Source organism: Vicinamibacterales bacterium, from assembly GCA_036504215.1.
Taxonomy (GTDB): Bacteria; Acidobacteriota; Vicinamibacteria; order Vicinamibacterales; family Fen-181; genus FEN-299.
This window is the reverse complement of sequence record DASXVO010000059.1, coordinates 49,684-65,130: the sequence shown is the minus strand read 5'-3', so window position 1 is coordinate 65,130 and position 15,447 is coordinate 49,684. Positions and strand designations below refer to the sequence as shown.

Sequence of the window (15,447 nt, the reverse complement as noted above, 5' to 3'; positions counted from 1 at the left end):
GCGCCGGCCATGAAGCCCGCCTCAGCCATCTGACACCACTGCCATGCCACACATCACGTCCGATGTGGTCGTGTTCGGCCTCTATCTGCTCGCCGTGGCCAGCGTCGGGTGGCTGGCCTCGCGCCGACGGGCCGATTCCGAGGGCTACTTCCTGGCCAGCCGTAATCTGACGTGGCCCGTCATCGGCGGGTCCATGATCGCGGCGAACATCTCCACCCACCACTTCATCGGCATGTCGGGCCGCGGGTACGAGATTGGCCTGGCCATCGCCAGCTTCGAGTGGATGGCGGCCATCGCGCTCGTGCTCTACGGGTGGTTCTTCCTGCCCTACTACCTCAAGAGCCGCATCACCACGATGCCGGAGTTCCTGCAGCGGCGGTTCGATGGCCGGGTCCGCACGGTTTACGCCATCATCAGCTTGATCGGTTACATCGTGATCGAGCTGGCGGTCGTGCTCTACACGGGTTCACTGGCCATCCGCGAGGTGTTCGGCCTGCCGTTGCCGTGGGGGTTGGCGATTCTGTGCGTGGTCGGCGGCGGCTACGCCATCGTCGGCGGGTTCAAGGCCGTCGCCTACACGGACGTCATCCAGGTGACCGTGCTCATCCTGGGCGGCCTGACCGTCACCTGGCTCGGGCTGCACCGGCTCGGCGTCTCGTCACCCGGGTACCAGGCATCGCCGTTCGGCGGCATGCAGGCGCTCATGGCGGCGACGCCGGAGAAGTTTCACATGGTCAGGCCGTGGAACGACCCCGAACTGCCATGGATCGGCGTGTTCTTCGGCGGCATGTGGCTCGCCAATATCTTCTACTGGGGCTGCAATCAGTTCATCACGCAGCGGACCCTCTCGGCCAAGGACGTCTGGCACGGCCAGATGGGGGTCATCTTCGCCGGATTCCTGAAACTGCTCGTGCCGCTCCTCGTCGTGCTGCCCGGCATGATCGCCTTCCGGCTGTACAACCCGGACACCGGCTTGTTGAAAGCGCAGCACGTGCTGACGAAGGGAGACCTCGCGTTTCCCACGCTCGTCACGCAACTCCTGCCGGCGGGTCTCACCGGGCTGGTCATGGCCGGGTTGATGGGGTGCGTGATGTCGCACATTGCCTCGATGGTCGTCGCCAGCTCGTCGATCATCACGTTCGACATCTACAAGAACCATGTGAAACGCGACGCCGCCAGCACCGACCTGGTGCGCATCGGGCGGCTCACGTCGCTCGCCGTGCTGGTCGCCGCCACCATCGTCGGCTACTTCTTGCGCGACCTCCGGGCCATCTTCCTCTACATCCAGAAGTACTGGTCCATCGCCTACCCGTCGGTGTGCGCGCTCTTCCTGGCCGGGTTCTTCTACAAGCGGGCCACCGCGCGGGGCGCGCTCATTGCGATCATCGTCGGACCGGCCTGGGCCCTCACCTTCACCATCGCCGAGGGGTGGCAGCTCGTGCCCTCGATTCCGTTCCTGACCAGGGCCGTCATCGACTTCATCGTCGCCTGCGTCATCATCTGGATCTACCGGACCAGGGGTGACGAGATTCCCGAGCAGGCCGTGGTGGACCGCTCCTTCTCACCGGAGGTGGCGGCCTACATGAAGACGATTCCGTGGTGGATGTCCTTCCCGTTCTGGGGCACGGTGCTCGTCTTGTGTGTGGTGGCCCTGTACGTGCGGTTCCTCTGATCGGCTCCAAGGCGGCAAGGGCGCCGGCTGCTCGAGCCGCGCGCACCACGGCCCGAACATCACGTGGCCACTTCGGATGTCCTCGAGCGCACTGGCCGAATCGCTGATGGGGCGCCTTGCGAGACGACGACAGCGCGTGCCGTCGCACCATGAGTAGTTCACGTAACGCCAGAGGCGTGCAAAGCAATCCACACCCGGAGGTTCGTTGCACCGAAGGCGAGAGCCGGGACAGCCAGTGCCAACGAAGCCCAGAACCCACCGGACCGCCGCTCCATGTTGCCCTCCGCCATTGCCGTTCGAAGAACCCGACAGCATCGTGCGTGTGCCCCAGACAACCGGGAGCGGCCTCGCAGTCAGACAGCTGTGCGATGAGTACGATGAGGCTCCAGAACTCCAGGCCGCACTGTATCTCTGCCCACTCGGCTCTCCATCTCTGGACTTGTCCTTGGGCGGTTGCTCCGCGAGTTGGCAGAAATCCTCCTGCCGCAGCTTCCGCTCGTCGTGGGCACGATCGAACCGCCTGACGATGTACGCGAGCGTGTCATCCCGCAGGCGCACCAGACCACAGGACGGAATGTCGATGCCCACGTGCTCCGCCATCCGCATCGTCAACAATTCGTTCTGACGAATCTCCGGAAACGTCTGCGCTTGTGGCTTCAGAATGGAGTGACCGGCGCCGAGCGAGCGTCGCAAACACCGGACATGATAGGGCGACGGATCCGACGGACGGAGACAGATCCGGCAGTTCATGATCGTCACTCGGTCTGGCGACTATCGTCCGCCAGCACTTCCACGGCGCCAACACAGTCGTCGCACGTCGCGAGCAGCAGGCCAAAGGCGTCGTCTTTCGGGATCTTCAATTTGGCCGCTGAGGGTGTCGGTTGCGGGCTGCGAGAAGGCTCGTCGGTCGGCCGAACATCGGTCTGCCAGGTGTGTTGCCGCGCGCGAGGTGTCGTGCGTGGCTCGACAATGTGTCGCGTCTGACGCGACGCTCTCTTCAGTGATCAGAAGCTTCCGGCACCGCGGGCTCCGCGAGTTGTTCGAGACGGGCCGGAGGGCAGGTGTTCGGCCGGATCTCCAGCGACGAGCCCTGACCCGTCTGAAGGTGCTGGACGAAGTCTGCGATCCCTCGAAAGAGGCGCTCAGATTCGGCCGCGAGGCGACGTTCGTCATGTCGCATGAGCACCGCCGGAGAGCTCGTACCCGAATTGCGTCACCGACGGGTGCAAGCCGACGCCGCTTGCCAGCGGATGAGTGCCGATGAGCTGCCACGACGAGCCGTCGCCGCATTCCTGCTCGCGATGTCAGGCGAAGGCCACGCGCACGAGGTCACGCGTCGCAGAGGAGAGCGGGGGAAACAGCATCTGCGTGCCGGCGGATTCCGCTCCACCAGTGACCGCGCCGCTCTGCACGCAGCGGGCAATCACCGCGAGGCCGCCGGTGTCGATCGATCCCCGCCAGGCGCCGGCGGTATCGTTCTCGAGCGTGACGTTACCGTAGGTGGCGTAGTGGCCCCTGCCGCGCATGTCGGCGGTTGGGTGCCCGACATCCTCGTCCCGGATCCCGGGACGGACCACGGCGGGAGCGTCGACGGCGACCTGGCCCTCGATGCCGCCACACTCGCAGATGGTCGGGAGGCAGATGCCGTGTTGGAACTGAAGCAGGCCGGCGCCAGCGCAACCTCCGCTACTTCGACCGCAACCTGTTGTTGAGCGCAAAGGTTGCTTTCTTCCTCAAAGACTCCCCCGGTGCATCGACCCGTTATTTCTCGAAATTCACGCGAGCGGTTTCAGCGGTGACGGGATTCGCGTCAGGGGCAGCAGAAGCGGTGCGCCTCGAGGTGTCATCGACGCCTCGGTCCTCGTCGCTGGCGTGGCCGGCTTTCGATCGGACGCGCCTCGCCTTCCCAGCGCCGTCCTGCTCCGTGATTCCAGGCCGTGCTGACGCGACGTCGGTCACTCCCGCACGTGCACCTCGGCGAGGACATCCGCGGAGTTGGCGCTGCGCAACTGATACGAGCGGGTGGCGGCACAGGCAGCGATGGCCCAGAGGAACCAGCTGCCGTAGAAGAGAGCAAAGACCCAGGTCGCGACGCCAGGGGCCCCGGCGCCCGAAGGGGCGTGCGCGGCTGGTGCTGCTAACGCAGAGACCAGCGCCCAGACGGTCGCAGGCCCGATCATGCCGACGATGGCGGTGGCGGTCCACCCTGCGAGCAGCAACAGCCGGCGCGGCAACCAGCGCCACGTTGGGACCAGGAGCAGGGACAGAATGGCCGCCGCCACCCACGGGATGGCGAGCACCAACGGGGCATAGCCTTCGCCGCCTGCACCGGGCCGATTGAGCCCCGACGTCCGGCCCAACGCCACGGCGAGGCAGAGAGCCAGTGCAATCCACGGCTCGACCCTGCTGCCCGGTGAAGCGCTGTTCTGCGGTTCCATGATTGGTCCTCCCTTGCCCCGGGAGTGACGGCGAACGCCGCGTCGCGGCGAACACATGTCCTGGTGCGCTGAACATCATTCGCGCGTCAGCGAACATCGCCGTGTTGGCGCCGACGCCTGGGCGATCACCGCAAGGAGCGTGAATCCCGGCGACTCTCAGGCGCGCGTCAGCGCGCGGTGAGGCGTCGCGACGTTGCCCTCTTCGGTTCAGGACTGTTCGCCCGCGCACATCGCCGGATCTCTACGCGATTAGACGGACGGCTCGGGCTCGATGTTCTTCGTTCGAGGCCGGCCGGCGATCCTGTCCTGCGCCGTCAAGCTGTTCGCCACGCGCGGGCTCGCCGCCACCAATGTGGCCGACACTGCCGCCCGGGACCTGGAGCGACTGCCGCTGACGCCGCGGCAGAAGGTCGAGCAGGCCGCCACGACGCTGATGCGGACGCTCGAGGAGTACGAGAACTTCTCCTGGATCAGCGTGCTGATCTCCACGGCGGGCATCTCGGACGCCGTGCCGGCGGAGACCAGGGCCATCATCCGCCGCGAGCGGGACGTTCCCTACGGCGTTGTCGCGCGCCTGGCGCGCGCTGGCCAGCGGGACGGCTCGTTCGACGACGGTCGCCCTGATGATCTGCCCCTCATCTTCTGGACGACGGTGAAGGGGCTGGCGCTGCACCGGCTGGCTCTCGGGTCCACTTACAAGTCGCCAGACCCGCGCATCCTGGCCCGTATTTTCTTTTTGGAGACACCCACTTGACCAGCGAGCTCACGCTCGACGGTCGGCCGGAACCCGTCGTCAGCAATACCTCCCGCGGGGCGGTCGAGTACGCCTCGTTCGGATCGGGGCCTGCCGTCCTCTGTCGGCACGGCGCAATGGGCGGGTACGACCAGGGCCTGCTGCTCGCCCGCACGACCGGCGGCCAGGGTGCCGCTACATCAGCCCCTCGCGCCCTGGCTACCTGGGCACCCCACTCTCGCGCGGCCGAAGCCCCGAAGAGCGGGCGTTGCAGACGTCGACCTGGCGGCCGTAGTTCGGGCGCGGTCTCATGCCGAGCCTCGCCCGGGCCAGTAGCCGCCTTTGGCTGTCAACCCGGTGTGTTCTCCCTGGGCATCGGATCATCCGCCGCCCGACGGGTGGCATGCGACGAGTCCGTTCGAGAGGTGGCGCTACATGGCTGCAGAGAAGGTCACGGCTCTTGTGGGCGCGGCCCGAAAGGGATACACCTACCAGGCGACCCGCAAGTTCCTCGATCAGCTCGAGGGGTTCGATGGGGATCGAGACCGCGGTGGTTTGCCTGGGCGATTATCACCTCGAACCGTGCCGGGGTTGCAGGGCGTGCTTTGCGAAGGGCGAGGAGTTCTGCCCGCTCGAGGACGACCGGGGCATGCTGCTCGCAAAGATGAAGGACGCCGACCGAGTCGTCCTCGCCTCGCCGAACTACTGCTTCGAAGGCGGTCCATAGGGCTCGGCGGCTGCCCAGCGAGAACGATTGACCGGTGTCTGCTGCCCAGCACCACCGACCGCATGACCCGACGGTTCCACATCACCGACAAGGACATCCTCGTCACCGTGGCGCGGTCATTTGCGATCACTTGCGAACGGACTCTTTTGCAGCACCTCGGCCACATCGCTTGCCGTGAGTGTCGTTCTCGATGCCTGGCCATATGGTTTTTGGGCGACAACCACGATCTGACACGGCTTCAACGGCTCGGCTGCAAGCAAGTCAAACCCCGCCCACGATACAACCTCCATGGCGAGCCGCGTATCGAACACGTGGTGATGGAGGCCCCGCACGGTTCCGTTGCGCTGCGCGCGCTCACGAAACGTCGCCTCGTCTACCGCGCCTGGGTCTCGCGCCAGGTCATGCAGAGCCAGGATTTCTGGGAGATGATCGAGGTTTGTCTCTGGCGTGCTGTTCTCGAAGTCCAGAACGAGGTGGTCCAGCGTGGTGATTGGTCGGCGATGGTCAAACGTTCCGTCTCTGTGGGGCAGGACTAGAATCAACCCGCCGCCAGCCTCGAGCAATCGCTTCCACTCAACGAGAGCAGCAAGTGGGTTGGTGGTGTGTTCGAGCATGTTCGAGGACAACAGGAAACGGTAGTCATCGCTCGGAATCATGTTCAGGTCGACGCCCTCGGCGATGAATTGTTGGCCCCGTGCACTTCTTGAGTTGAAGGCGAATGAATGGCCTTCCTCGATTGCGCCTTCCCAGAGAGTGGACCGCGCGAAGTTGCAGTTGTCCACGCGTTTGGCTGCCGGATAGAGGGGGATCATGCCGTAACGCGCGAATATCGAGCTTGGACCCCCAATCTCGATCCCGGTGGCGCCGCTGACGAACTGTCTGCACAGCGGGAAACAGCGCGCAGTTGGCGTCCGAATTCGGCGAACAATCGCGCCAACAACACCCCGGACCCCTCCTGCTCCATAGGCGCTCAGTACTCGCTTGACGATCAAGGTTCCTCCTGACGCTGAGGGCGTCGGCGGCGGCTCACTTGGCGCGCGCGGTGTTGCTCAATCTGCGGCTTCCACTCGTTGCGGCAGTGTTAGCCTCACGTAGTCTCGCAATCCCCCTGACCCAATTCGTCGGATTCTACCGGTGAGGAATCGGTGGATCGCTGGCCACAGTGTGAGCTGCGCGCCGACGGCGAAGTGTGGTCAGAACCTTCCCCACCGTCGGGACGAGCAGCGACGGGGAAGGGAGGCTGTGCTTGTCGCGGCCTATGTTGCCCAAAACGCCTGGGCGAAGGCAAGTCTCGCGACGTGTCCCCGCCATCGGCGCGGCGGGTGCGGGTTCGCCCGGCATGGGACGTATCCCCGGAAGACGCCGGTCGGGATGCGGATCACCCGCTACTACTGCCCGACGGCGCACGAGACCGTCAGTCTGCTGCCGGACTGTCTCGCCAGTCGGTTTCCGAGTGACATCGACGACGTGGAACGCGTGGTGATCCACGTGGAGGCGGCCCGCAGTGTCGCGGCGGCGGCCGACGCGCTGCGCCCAGATAGGGTGTTGCCGTTTGCGATCCGCTGGGTGCGTCGCCGTCTCCGCCTGGTGCGCGCGGGCCGTCGGCTTCACCTTCCCGATTTCGTCCTTCGGCTTCTTCAGTTCGTCAGTTTGGGCGGCCGGTCTGGCCTGCCCCTGACGGCGAGGTTCGAGGCGTTGGGTTCGAGTCTCTTTGCAAGGCCGTGCCGAAGGCCGCTATATAGGGCTGTCGACATGTTCGAACCCGGATCGAACCGCGACTGGCGCTGTGGTCAGACCGCCAGCTGTGCCAACTCGTTCCTGACCCATCGGGCCTGTTGGACGATTGGCAGGAACCGGTGCTCGCTGGCAAGCGCGCGACATCGACGCAAGCACTGCTCAAGGTGAGCAAGGATACGATCTACACCGCGTGCGAACGCGAGGAACTGTGCCACGCGCGCGTCCTCAGGCGCCGCGTTCGGATGATGCAACGCGGAAGGGCGAGACGAAGACCGAGCGGGGCAACGTGCAGCGGTGCGCCGACCCGCTCCGAGATGGAAGGGAGAGACGGCCGATGGGAGACACGTGGATCACCGACCTGACGCATTTCCTGGACGAGCACGGCTCCTTTCCGGCGAACATCCCCGGTCCTGCGCTGAACCTCGCGCTGTTCCTCGCCTCAATTGTCGCGTGGGTCACGAGCCACCCGCCGGACGAGTACGACGAAACGAACGTGACGTGTCGACGAAGCCCGAGCCGGAAGCGCTGCCTGGGCACCATCGTTGCGCGACTCGACGACGGGGAGGCCGTCGAGTGGGGCTGCCCGGTCTGCGGCGACAATGGCGTCATTCGGGGATGGGAATCGACGCCGTGGGACCGTCGAGACGGATGAGGTTCAGAGGCTCACGGTTGAGGCGCCGGAGGGCCACAACTGGGCGCCAGACCCGGTAGGATCGGTACCACATTCCGAACAAGGGACGGTTGGTGATGGGAGATCGGCGAACACAAGGGTCGCGCACGGGGAGGCAGGCCGACGTAACCGCTGGATTCAGAAGCGTTAAGCGGCTGGCTGTCTGGGATGGTTTCGGCCCGGAACTTTCGCCACGCCGTCTAGAGCGCCTTCCGCACGATCGTCACGGGGAGCGTCGGCGACGCGCCAACAGCCAGCGTGACCGTCTGCTCGCGATCCGATCCCAGAATCGTCGCAGCCGGCTGCCCGTCGACGGTCACCGTGTACGTTCCGGCCGGCAACCCGGAAACGGCGAGTTCGGTTCGATGGGCTGTGCCGGTGCGGTTCTCGAGCGTGAACTCGATGCGCGATAGATCGTCGGCAACGGAAATCGGCTGTTCCTTCGCGTACCCATCGCGATCCAGCACCAGGTGCAGCCGCTGGTTGCCGCGGACGATGTGGAAGCGAACGCGCAGGCCGTCACGGGACACGACCTTCACGCGCTTGCCGTCGCGCGTCAGATCGCCTCCGTAGGCGACCTCGCCAAAAACCGGATCAAGGGTGACGATCGTCGCGTGGGTCCGCAGGGCGGCGCAGTACCCGACGTCCTCTTCCGCGCTGTAGTGCCAGGCGCCGCGGCCCATCTCTTTCCCGATCCAGCCGCGCCCGAACGCGTCCCCCATGAACCCTCCGCCGGTCGCGCCGTCGTTGTTCCGGCTCGGAAACCAGTAGCCGTAGCCGCTCGCCTCGGTGCCCGAGTTCACCAGCGCCCAGGAGCTGAGCGCCGACGCGTAACCGAGTCGAAGGTAGTCGGTGGGATCCGCAGCGAAGTGCAGGCCGTAGTCGAGGATCGACCAGCCGCCCATCTGCGACATGTAGCTGAGAAGGTATGAAAGATTGCCCCGGTAATCGCTCCCAAGCTGGAAATAGGTCGTCTCCAGCCACCCGCGGTCCGACATGTTGAGCAGCAGCTGGAGGTTCATGAACTTCAGCGCGGCCTCGGCGGTCACCCGGGCGCGGAAGTCGGAAGCCTGTCTCGTCACCGCGTATCTTGCGAACGCGCCGGTGGACTCGAACCCCGTTGAATCGAACGCGAACTCGGATCCGTACAGGTTCGGCGTGCGGTTGACGAAGCGATCGACTTTGCCCTCCCAGTACCCGCGAAGCGTCCCTGCCCATTCAACCTTCCCCTCGCGCTGCAGCGCGTCGATCAGTTCCGGTATGAATGCCTCGTTCATCGTGCCGACCGCGTCGGCGGACCACTTCTCGACTTCGAGCGGTACGGTCCAGTACGCGACGGCCGTGCGATACGCCCGTTCCAGGTAGGTGGCGGCGTCGAGATGCTGGATCTTGTCCGGATAGAACTTCGCGATCTGGTACATGCGGTAGTAGAGCAGCACGATGTGCGGGTAGTCGTAGATCCGCCACACGTGCGCCTGGCCGTTGCGTCCGGGATCCGGGCTCGAACGATTGGCCTTCCAGTTGGGGATGCCGTAGATGGCGTAGGGATATTTCTCCCGGTCGGTCATCTGCATGCCGCCCCACAGGTACTTGCTGACGTAGAGCTCGAGGCTCGCGATTTCCTTCGGCTCGGGAAAGAAGACGTTCTTGGACGCGATGAACGCCGGCCGGGCGTTTCCCGCGTCGTCGTTGGCGTCGGTGAGCCAGGCGGAAAGCGAGTCGCGATCCTCCGGGCTGCGGAGTGTCTCGTTCTTCTGATCCCAATCGCTGTAGACGCCCACGTACCATTTCGCCGGATCGGCATGCTGATGGTGGCTGACGAGAAAAGCGGCGCGCTTCCGGATGACGGTCTCGAGCGGCTCGGTGACGAAGAACTCCAGCGTCGTCCACTGCCCGCGGCCGTACCTGACACGAAGCACGTTCTCGCCGGGCTTCGAGAAGCGGACGCGAAAGACCTTCGCGCCGCCCGGCCGCTCACCGAGGGCGTCGATCGTCGTGGCGGAAGGATGCTCCGCCTCGATCGCTTCGATGCTGTTCTTCGTCCGCAAGGCGAATATGGCGGCCAGATCGGATGGCACCACCATTCCTGGGACCACCGACGTGTCGAACTTTCCCTCGTTGTACAGGACGTCGCGGACGCCGGCGAAATCGCGCGCCCACTTGAAACGAAACGCGTAGATGACCGAGGCGTTCGGCGCGATCGTGAGTGACGTGAGGGGAAGCCGCCAATTACCGCCCGCTGCGAGCGCTCCGGCGCTGGCAACCTTTGCGTGAATATAGGGCGTGTAGCCGAGGCCGCTTGCTCCGCCGCCGGTATTGTCCTGGTACTCGAACTTCGTCTGCCCGACGGGCGTCATCACGAGGTAGGGTCCCACACCGTTGCTGCGCTGCCAGTACACCCACGAACCGTGACCGGCGATGAGCGAGTGTCGCAACAGCTTGCGCGTGTAGATCTCTCCGCGCCCCGGTGTGCGCTCGGCGAAAGGCAGCGGGACGCCAAGGTCCGCGATTTCGACAGGGCGATCCGTCCGGTTGGCGAGCGTGATCGTCCAGTCGAGGGCGTCTGCTTCAAGGTCGAACCTCTCCGTCACCGCGAGATCCGAGGGCGCCCCCAGTTCTGACGCGGGACCGACGCGCCATTCGGCAACGCTGACGCCACCGCCCTGCGGCATCGTCGCCTCGATCCGCAGAGCCATCGTTCTGACGGCCGCGAATTCGACAACGGCGAAGGCGTTTGCCGCGACGGTGTACGGGCCGCGTGCCGCCACCTCTCTCCACTGCGAGTTGTCCTGGTACAACAGGCGCCACGACTGCGGAGGCGCCACCCAGAACACTTCGGCGCGCGAGATGTCTTCCTCGACAGGGAACGTGTACTGGACCCAGCGTGTCGAGGCCGCTGCGCCCGGGCCGCCCGCACCCGGCTCGTTCGGTCCGGCTGTCCACGCGAACGTCGGCACCTGCACGGCCGCGCCAGCACCAGATGGGGCCGGCACGAGGCCGTCGCTGAGCGCTCGCAGGCCGCCTACGCCGCGTTCGGCGCTCGGACTGGCCTTTGACGCCATCCCCGGCAGGACCGCGCCCAGGACGTACTCGATCGACGTCGTTTGTCCCGCTGGCCGCCGAATCACAGCGTCGCGCAGTTGCCGCCAATCACCATTGGGCGTGCTGCGGTACCGGACGAGCAACCGGCCCAGCGCGCCGCCGGACGCGATGTAGTCCGTGTCATGCACGTCGTTGGCGCGCTTCAGGCTGCGGACGCCCGATTCGTCGTAGCGGAGGGTGAAGGCCTGTGTGGACAGTTCCTGCGCCGGCGCTACGCCACTCAGGACGTGCAGGCAGGCGGTCGCCAGCAGCGGACAAAGCGCGCCGCGCGAGACACGAAGCGCCAGGTGCGGGGCTCGATGCAGGTGGATCATCGTCGCCGATACTACCTGATCCAGTGGCTTGACCGAACGGGCCCGGCGAGGAGCGCCGGGCGGCGCGCGCGCCGCCCGGCCCCTTCGACGCGGTCGAAAGAGATGCTTCACTGGTGACCCCTGGTTCGAGGTCCCAGCGAACGCATCGTGTCTTACCCAACCGGATCAGAATTCAATGTTCCCCCGGAGCTCGATGCGGCGCGAAGTGGCTAGCTGACTGCCACGGCCGAACCCGGTCGAGGCGAGGCCGACGGTACTCTGTCCGAAGGTCGGGTGGTTGAAGGCGTTCAGCATTTCCACCTGGAACTTGAGACGAACCCGTCCCTTGATCGGTGCCGTCTTTGAGATCGCAATATCGGTGTAGGTCTGGGTTGGGCCATGGAGATAGAAGATCTCCCCCCAGGTTCCCGGCACATTGTTGGAGGTGAGGGTGCCATCGGCTTTGACCTGGGCGACCCAGTCCGGAGGCAGGAAGTACGGCTGTCCCGCAGCGTTGAAGTACAGGCCGACGCGATCCTGAATGTCCTGCTGGGTGATTCCGTTCAGCATCAGGCCGCCGTCGCGCTTGTTGTTGAAGGTGTTGTTGTTGCCCGTAATCCGGAACGGGGTGCCGCTCTGGAACGTGACGACCGTGGCGACCGTCCAGCCACCGACGAACTTGTCGAGTACGCCATCGTTCGTGAGCCACTTCCTGCCTTTACCGAAGGGCAGCTCGTAGATGGCGTTCACGTGGACGACGTGCCGTCGGTCGGTACCCGCGGGCGCGTAGCTGGATGTGAGGTCGCGTACTGTGAACTGGGGATAGGAGCCCGTCCAGTCGCCCGCGGTCTGCACGCCCATGGTCTTGCTCAACGTATAGTTCGCGGTCACGGATGCGCCGTGCCACGGGCGCTGCCGGTACTCCACCTGCAGGCCGTTGTAGTTGGAGTAGCCAGTGTCGCTCATGTACGAGGCGCCGGTCCAGGAGCCGAGGGCGAACGGGTTGGCCAACCAGAAGTTGATCGGATAGCCCGCACCCGCGCCGTAGCTGGCGCCGCACGGCTGGAACGAAGAGCCCACCATCCGGCAGAAGTAGTCGCGGTTGGTGGCCAACGTGTTGGCAAAGCTACCGGCCTGGCCGTTCCGCAGCTGGTTGATGAACGTCGAGTTGGTGAAGCTGATGCCCGCCGCGGTCATGATGGGGAGGTTCACCTGCCCCGGCAGGCTGCGGTTGGCGAAGGAATTCACTCCGGCCGCCTGGTTGATGCCCAAGTTCGCTCGGGCCTTGTTGAATTCACTCAGGAAGCCATTTTCGAAGATGTTGACCTCGTTGATATCCATGGCGAGCCACAGGTTCCGCGTGATGTTGCCGTTATAGCGAACCTCGAGCGCCCGTCCCCCGCCGAGCTCCCGCTGAAAGCCGACGCTCCAGGACTGAGTGTAGGGCTGACGAATATCACTATTGATGGCAGCGGCCGCGCCTCCGACAAAGGTCGCGTCCTTCATATGGATGACTTTGTCGTACTGCTGCGGGCTGTACACGAAGCACGAGGGAGCGGAGGGAGTCGCGGCACACGATTGGGGCAGATAGCCCGGGCCGCCGAGCGCGATGCTCCCCGGCATGAATGTTCCCTTGGCACCCGAGGTGCTGGGACTTGACGAGAAGTTCTGGTAGAACCCGAGGCCATAGGAGGAGCCCATGTCCCACACGAACTGCTGCGGCATGGTGAACCGCCGGAACGAGTAACTGGCACGCACCACCGACCTGTTGCCACCCAACAACCGCTCGATGAAGCTGCCACCGGAGCGCGGCGTCCACGCGATGCCGATCGCCGGCTGCGGGGTGGCCTTCCAGTGCCCGTACGCAGCTTCCCGGGCTGTGTACACCGGATCATTGGTTCCGGTCAGAGACGCCGTTCCAGGATTGAAGAGATTGCCGGTGCCGGTCGGGCCGTAGAGATCCTGGGGCGTCAGGGAGTGATACTTCCCGGTACGGTCCACGTCGGGCGAGACGAAGTCCCAGCGCAGGCCCATATTGACCGTCAGGTTGGTCTTCAGACGGTAGGAGTCCTGGACAAACAGACCCCAGGACGTGAGCAGTTCGTCCAGCGTCGAGTACGCAACGCCGTTCCGGTCGGGCGTGCTTCCAGTCGCGTAGGTACCTGTGGACGGCACGTACGCGTGACGCCCCCAGAAGTTGGAAATCCGTCCGGTCAGCATCGCGTATAGCTGCTGGGCGTTGGCCCATTCGGCGTCGGTCGGCAAGGGAGCGCCCGGACCTGCCGCCGCCCGGATGGCCTCCTTGGTCAGTGCGTCCCGCGCGGGGTCACCTTCGACCATGCCTAGCGACATCAGAGTGAAACCTTCAGGCGGATCCCAGTACTGATTCACCTCGCGATAGGCGTTGAAGCCGAAGCCAAAGGTATGGGACCCCTTCACCCAGGTCATCGTGTCGGACACGCTGAAGATGGGCTGCTTACGCGAGTTCGGCACCTCGTAGTTATCGTCGTAGCCGCCGTAACCGTATTGGATGGTCGGGTTGGTGTAATAGCCGTCGGACCCACCCTGCCCGAACGCCGCGGCCGTGTACAGGTACCCGCCCCTAATCTGGTTGAGAAGGTTGGGCCGGACAATGGTTTCCAGTCCGAAGGCCATGCTCACATTGTTGCTGTTTGAACCCGCGCCGCGGCCATCCCCAGGCCAGTGCTCAGCGTTTGCGTTGGGCGCATTGAACTTCGTCTGGTTGTAAGCCACGTTCAGGCGCCAATTGCGCGACAGGTTGTAGTCCACCCGAAAGGTCGGGAAGTAGGTTCGCTGCGAGTTCGGGTACTGCCACTCCCACTGGCGCAGGTTCGGATCGGTCGGCTGGAGCTCCGGAGCAGACAGGACGCCGGCAGTCTGCCGATAGCCGTCCACTTGCGCGAAGCGGGCCTTCACCATCGCATTCATCTGCCCGACGGAGGCTGGAAACGCTGTGCCTTTCGACGCGTTGTAGGCCGCATAGATATTGAACAGGTTCGCCTGGGCGCCCTTGCCGTACGTGAATACCGCCTGCCTCGCGCCGTCGGTCAGGAAGGTGCGGGTGGTGAGGCGGCTACCGGGAACGTCCAGAAGGGAGAGGCTGCCAAAGAAGAACAGCTTGTCCTTGAGAATGGGGCCGCCGACACTGGCGCCGGCCTCGTTCTGGTGGTACTTGGGCTTGACCGTGCTGCCCCAGTTATTGGCGTTCAGCCAATCCGCTCGGAAATCCTCGTACACCCGACCGTGGAACTGGTTGCTGCCGCGGCGGGTTACGTACGTGATTTGCATGCTGGAATTGCCGAAGCCCTGGTTCATGTCCAACTGGTCGGTGCTGACCACCATTTCCGCGATGTTTTCCAGACGCGGGGTGATGGCGGTTTGGAGAGCGCTGTTGTTGGTCTGATACCGCCAGCGGTTGGTGTTGCCGATGATGCCGTCCACCGTGTTGCCCTGTGCCGCCGACGGCAACCCATTCCATGTGCCGTTGTAGCCGGCCGCCAACTGCGCAAATTGCGCAATATTTCGGCCGCCCAGGGGCAGATCTTCGATCTGTTTGATGTCGACGGTGGTGTTGATCGCGTTGGTCGTGCTCTCCACCATCGGCGCCACGGCGGAGACTTGGATGACATCCTGCAACGCTCCGACCTTCAAACTGATCTTCACGTCGGTGGTGCGAGCCGACTGCACCAGCACGTCGAGCGTCTGCGTCTCGAAGCCTGCGAGGGACACGGTCAATTTGTAGTGGCCGAAGTTGAGGTTGACGAAGGTGTAGTTGCCCGCCCCTTGCGTGGTTGCCGTGTGCGTGTCGTTCGTGGCGACGTCCGTCAGTGTCAACAGCGCCCCGGGAACCACCGCGGCGCTGGAATCCATGACGCTGACGGTGATCGTACCCGTCGTCTGCTGGGCCCAGGCTGTGGGGACCAGGCACAGACAGAGCAAAAGACATCCGAGCAGGCTGCCCCACAGTCGCGCGCCGACATGTCGCTTTTTCATAGGACACAACCTCCTTGCACCGTCCTGGTGATCTGACCGGCGGTCAACTTCACCCGCAGGT

Annotated in this window: 9 protein-coding genes; 4 read left to right on the top strand and 5 right to left on the bottom strand. The window is 64.7% G+C overall.

The annotated features are described in order from the left end of the window. Positions 1-43: 43 nt before the first annotated feature. The gene (locus VGK32_17370; protein ID HEY3383538.1) at positions 44-1,672 is read left to right on the top strand and encodes a sodium/solute symporter; all 1,629 of its coding nucleotides are present in this window, start codon (positions 44-46) and stop codon (positions 1,670-1,672) included. Between the two features lie 1,304 nt (positions 1,673-2,976). Here the strand turns inward: VGK32_17370 and VGK32_17365 are convergent. Continuing rightward, a complete protein-coding gene (locus VGK32_17365) occupies positions 2,977-3,249 on the bottom strand; it encodes a hypothetical protein (protein HEY3383537.1) in 273 nt (90 codons plus the stop codon). A 378-nt stretch (positions 3,250-3,627) separates the two neighbouring features. Then, complete coding sequence (locus VGK32_17360) at positions 3,628-4,110, bottom strand: hypothetical protein (GenBank protein HEY3383536.1); 483 nt, start codon at positions 4,108-4,110, stop codon at positions 3,628-3,630. Positions 4,111-4,381: 271 nt separating this feature from the next. Here VGK32_17360 and VGK32_17355 point away from each other — a divergent pair, with 271 nt between their 5' ends. Next, positions 4,382-4,864, top strand: coding sequence for a hypothetical protein (locus tag VGK32_17355; protein HEY3383535.1), 483 nt, complete (start codon positions 4,382-4,384; stop codon positions 4,862-4,864). Between the two features lie 511 nt (positions 4,865-5,375). Beyond that, the gene (locus VGK32_17350) at positions 5,376-5,570 is read left to right on the top strand and encodes an NAD(P)H-dependent oxidoreductase (GenBank protein HEY3383534.1); all 195 of its coding nucleotides are present in this window, start codon (positions 5,376-5,378) and stop codon (positions 5,568-5,570) included. A 116-nt stretch (positions 5,571-5,686) separates the two neighbouring features. On the opposite strand, the gene VGK32_17345 is transcribed toward VGK32_17350, so the two are convergent. Next, positions 5,687-6,562 carry a hypothetical protein gene (locus VGK32_17345; protein HEY3383533.1) on the bottom strand — a complete coding sequence of 292 codons (876 nt, stop codon included), beginning with the start codon at positions 6,560-6,562 and terminating at the stop codon, positions 5,687-5,689. A gap of 1,079 nt (positions 6,563-7,641) precedes the next feature. Between VGK32_17345 and VGK32_17340 the strand changes: the two genes are divergently transcribed. Next, entirely contained in the window at positions 7,642-7,959 is a 318-nt protein-coding gene (locus VGK32_17340) for a hypothetical protein (protein HEY3383532.1), read from the top strand. Between the two features lie 218 nt (positions 7,960-8,177). On the opposite strand, the gene VGK32_17335 is transcribed toward VGK32_17340, so the two are convergent. Continuing rightward, complete coding sequence (locus tag VGK32_17335; protein HEY3383531.1) at positions 8,178-11,393, bottom strand: DUF5695 domain-containing protein; 3,216 nt, start codon at positions 11,391-11,393, stop codon at positions 8,178-8,180. A 165-nt stretch (positions 11,394-11,558) separates the two neighbouring features. After that, positions 11,559-15,386, bottom strand: a complete 3,828-nt coding sequence (locus VGK32_17330; GenBank protein ID HEY3383530.1) for a carboxypeptidase-like regulatory domain-containing protein — start codon at positions 15,384-15,386, stop codon at positions 11,559-11,561. Positions 15,387-15,447 lie beyond the last annotated feature (61 nt).

Bases quoted from the DNA above. Each gene is read 5' to 3' on its own strand.
- VGK32_17360 (HEY3383536.1), bottom strand. From the start codon at position 4,110: ATGGAACCGCAGAACAGCGCTTCACCGGGCAGCAGGGTCGAGCCGTGG.
- VGK32_17355 (HEY3383535.1), top strand. From the start codon at position 4,382: ATGTTCTTCGTTCGAGGCCGGCCGGCGATCCTGTCCTGCGCCGTCAAG.
- VGK32_17370 (HEY3383538.1), top strand. From the start codon at position 44: ATGCCACACATCACGTCCGATGTGGTCGTGTTCGGCCTCTATCTGCTC.
- VGK32_17330 (HEY3383530.1), bottom strand. From the start codon at position 15,386: ATGAAAAAGCGACATGTCGGCGCGCGACTGTGGGGCAGCCTGCTCGGA.
- VGK32_17340 (HEY3383532.1), top strand. From the start codon at position 7,642: ATGGGAGACACGTGGATCACCGACCTGACGCATTTCCTGGACGAGCAC.
- VGK32_17350 (HEY3383534.1), top strand. From the start codon at position 5,376: ATGGGGATCGAGACCGCGGTGGTTTGCCTGGGCGATTATCACCTCGAA.
- VGK32_17335 (HEY3383531.1), bottom strand. From the start codon at position 11,393: ATGATCCACCTGCATCGAGCCCCGCACCTGGCGCTTCGTGTCTCGCGC.